The organism is Bacillus sp. S4, from assembly GCF_040838205.1.
GTDB classification, from domain to species: domain Bacteria; phylum Bacillota; class Bacilli; order Bacillales; family Bacillaceae_G; genus Bacillus_A; species Bacillus_A cereus_U.
In genome coordinates, this window is record NZ_JBFPJI010000320.1 from 1 (window position 1) to 3,649 (window position 3,649).

Consider the following 3,649-nt stretch of genomic DNA (forward strand, 5'->3'; position numbering starts at 1 on the left):
ATTTTTATATTCAGATTAACTCAGCCATCTTTTTTATTTTGATATAGTACATTCTACTATTCATGCAGCCCTTTCCCACCATCCTCTACCCACTTCATTATTTTTTCCACATCTAACTCCGTATACGTCTTTTCACCATAACGAACAGACTCATATATCGGAATAATATCTCTCGTTCGACATATTCGTTTTAACCATTGTTGTATCGTTTCATAAGACCTTCTCTGTTCATAAAATGGTAAAGTTCTCTCCCATTCAACTAACGTTTTCCTTATCGTATCTGTAGGTAGTGACTGCTCTGACTGATGGATGGCTGTTTCATTCTTTACGATTCTTACCGCATTCTCTTTTGTTTCAGATTGTTTCTCCTGTTCTATTTCTGTTTTCGTTAACCTTTTCCTAACATACTTGTAGAAATAATATATGATTGCCACTGCAATAACTACATAAAAAACTACAGTAATCCATGAATTTGAAAGAAAAGAAAATACGTCTCCCCATGAATTTTCCTTTTTAAAACCTTTAAATTTTTTACCCGTTGGCGTCCTATCCCTATTTTCTCCTACTTTTGTATTTTCCAAAGGTCTGCCAGTGCCATAATCTTCATTATTTTCATTGTTTATTGTTTCCTTATAAATTTTTTCAGATTTCTTCTCACTAAAAAAACGCTCTTTTACTATGCCTTGTACATGCACAACACCTTGTGATAACGTTATCGCACTAATTGCAAAGAAAAGTATGATTAAAGCTTTTACACTCCAAAACTTCACCTTCATATGCCTCTTTTTATTAATCATGACATAAGCCCTTTCTTATTCTTTAATTACAATCCATTTATTCGTTCTACTATATTTCTTTGGAGAAGTACCAAGAATTAAAGGAACCGCACCCAATTCCTTTCGACGAAATCCAGCTGTGTAAAAATAAGAAGATGATACAGGCGTATCTTGATCCGATATTGAGGCAAGTACCTTTAATACATTTTGCAAATGTTTCCGATTATCCCCATTTTTTACATGCAACAATCCGTTACCTTTCACGCTGTTAATCCATAATTCAAATGAACAATCTTGCAAAAGCAGTTGCTTGCATATGCCTGCTGTTAATTCAATAAGCTCTTCAATATCATTTCGTAAAGAAACGCCACTTTTATTTTGTAAATTAAGATAAATCGCATATTTATCAGATTGTGTCCGTTCATATTTTTTCGCAGTTATCGTCCCTGTTTTTGCTGTTGCACCCCAATGGATAGAACGAAAATCTTCATTTTCATAAGATTTCACTCCCATTACTTTCGTTTCATCATATAGCGGAGAAGACATTGCTTTTCGAAATCCGCGTGACCATTCTTGTAATTCAGGCACTTGTATTTTTGGGACAGCTGGTAAAACTAGATAGGACGGTGTATCAACATGACTATACGTTATATGATTCGTTATAAATCCAAAGGGATCAGTAATAACGATTTCAACTTCTTCCCATTTCGCGATACCTCTTTTTAACGCTATAGCTTGCAAATCAAATGAAACAGTCCCTCCTCCTTTTAAATTTAAATTAATATAATAATTTGAACCAGTACTATGATTTTTATTTAGTTCATCATGATTCCAAGTTAGCTTATTTTCACATTTAAATCGAAATACGATATTGGACATAGGAAATATCGAGTTGTTTGAAATTTTTATTTTGCACGTATTCGTTTCACCTATAAAAACGTTCGAATTACCTTGATTGTATTCCCATTGAACATGAGATACTTTACGTATGTATCCATGCGTAGCTCCTATTAAAATTAAATATAAAAATACGAGGGATAAAATTAGCAGATTACTTGAGAATATACATAAAATAACGGCTACAACTGATACAACTCCTATTACAAAGGGTTCCGCTAACGGTGTATACACGAGCTGTTGTTTCATCGTACATTCTCCACTGGCACACCAATCGTATGAAGAATTTCTTTAATGATTTGTTCCTTCGTCGTTTTCATCTCCCCTTCAATCGTTAACGTTAACCGGTGAGAACAAACGGCTGCAGCAAGCGTCTTAATATCATCTGGCGTACAGTAATCTCTTTCATTTAATATTGCCCGTGCTTGAATCGCTCTCATAAATGCCAATGTACCTCGCGGGCTTACACCGATTTCAATCAGTTCATGCTTACGAGTTGCCTCAATGATTTCAAGAAGATAATCTTGCACATCATTCCCTACTAACACTTCCCTTGCACGTTTTTGCACCGCAATAATTTCTTCAGTTGAAATTATAGAATGTAATGCTTCTAGAGGATCATTCGTTTGAAATCGTCTCATCATTTCCTTTTCTGCTTCTCTCGTAGGGTAACCTTGGCGTATAGTAAGTAAAAATCGGTCTAATTGAGCGTCTGGTAAAGGAAATGTACCCGCTGACTCGAGAGGGTTTTGCGTTGCAATAACTAAAAAAGGTTCTGGTAATGAATGTGTCTGCTTCGCAATCGTAACAGTACGTTCTTCCATAACTTCAAGTAACGAAGATTGTGTTCTCGGTACAGCTCGATTAATTTCATCAACTAATACTATATTTGCAAAAATAGGCCCTAACCTCGTTTTAAATTCCGATTCCTTCACATCAAAATATTCGAGACCAATAACATCTCCAGGCAAAGTATCAGCTGTGAATTGAATTCTTTGAAACTTAGCGTCCACACTTTTCGCTAAGCTTTTTGCTAATGTTGTTTTTCCAGTCCCAGGTACATCTTCTAATAAAATATGTCCTCTTGCTATAAGAGCTATAGCTGCCAGTTCAATCGATTCATCTTTTCCTATAATGACCTTTGAAATATTGTTAGTGATTTTCTTTAATGTACTCATATAGTAATCTACCACCTTTAAATTATCTGAAAATTCATAAAATATATATATATATTCCAAATTATAACATGTGATTCAAAGATGAAATAGAGTAAAAAGAAAACTTATATTTTTTCTTCACTGCACGTAAAAAAGCACCTATTGTCATACGTTGACAATGAAGTGCTTGACTCCGGAAATTTTCGTTTTAGCTGTTTGACATCTTATATAAATACATTATCTTTCTATTTCACTCCAAATTTCAACATCATTTTCATTTAAGATTGCTTTAATTTTGTCTTTCTCAAAAACTACTAAATAATTATACGGTAAGGCTAGTACTTGAATAATTGCAGGTTTCATTTTTAATAATTCGTAGGCGTATATGGTTTCCAATTCACCTGATTCTTCTTCATTGATAGGTCCTATATACCAACCCGAATCACCTTCACCACACCCGCTAGATCTTTGTAAATAGAACTCTTCTTGTTGCAACACATTTTTCGCTATCACAATCTTATCGTTAAATTTTATCAATTCTCCCTCTATATTTAATCGACGTAAGCAATGCGATTGCTCTAGTTGTACCCATAAAGCAATCGTTAAATCCTCTGACGTATCCTTAAAAGGGTTTTTAGTATAATCCCGGGTGATAATTTGATAATAATCTTCATACTTATATAAACTAAAAACAGACCATCCAACTTGTATTGAAAATCCATCTGCTAATTTATCTTCTACTTTAGATAACAAATTAAATAAGGTTTCTACTTGAAAACTTAAAGGTTCTTCTACTTTAGCTTTTATATTTTTATTACC

At 33.8% G+C, this 3,649-nt stretch carries 4 protein-coding genes; all 4 read right to left on the minus strand.

Going from position 1 to position 3,649, the window contains the following annotated elements:
• Positions 1-56: 56 nt before the first annotated feature.
• On the minus strand, positions 57-797 hold the full coding sequence (locus AB3X48_RS19270; protein WP_033714726.1) for a hypothetical protein: 741 nt from the start codon (positions 795-797) through the stop codon (positions 57-59).
• 15 nt (positions 798-812) lie between these two features.
• Positions 813-1,922: a DUF58 domain-containing protein gene (locus AB3X48_RS19275; protein ID WP_367959820.1), complete on the minus strand. Its 1,110-nt coding sequence runs from the start codon at positions 1,920-1,922 to the stop codon at positions 813-815.
• Positions 1,919-2,851: an AAA family ATPase gene (locus tag AB3X48_RS19280; protein WP_016105233.1), complete on the minus strand. Its 933-nt coding sequence runs from the start codon at positions 2,849-2,851 to the stop codon at positions 1,919-1,921. Before AB3X48_RS19280 ends, AB3X48_RS19275 begins: the two co-directional genes overlap by 4 nt.
• A gap of 216 nt (positions 2,852-3,067) precedes the next feature.
• Positions 3,068-3,649, minus strand: a 582-nt coding sequence (locus AB3X48_RS19285) for an immunity protein Imm33 domain-containing protein (RefSeq protein ID WP_367959821.1), incomplete at its 5' end; no start/stop codon positions are given.

Bases quoted from the DNA above. Each gene is read 5' to 3' on its own strand.
- AB3X48_RS19270 (WP_033714726.1), bottom strand. From the start codon at position 797: ATGATTAATAAAAAGAGGCATATGAAGGTGAAGTTTTGGAGTGTAAAA.
- AB3X48_RS19275 (WP_367959820.1), bottom strand. From the start codon at position 1,922: ATGAAACAACAGCTCGTGTATACACCGTTAGCGGAACCCTTTGTAATA.
- AB3X48_RS19280 (WP_016105233.1), bottom strand. From the start codon at position 2,851: ATGAGTACATTAAAGAAAATCACTAACAATATTTCAAAGGTCATTATA.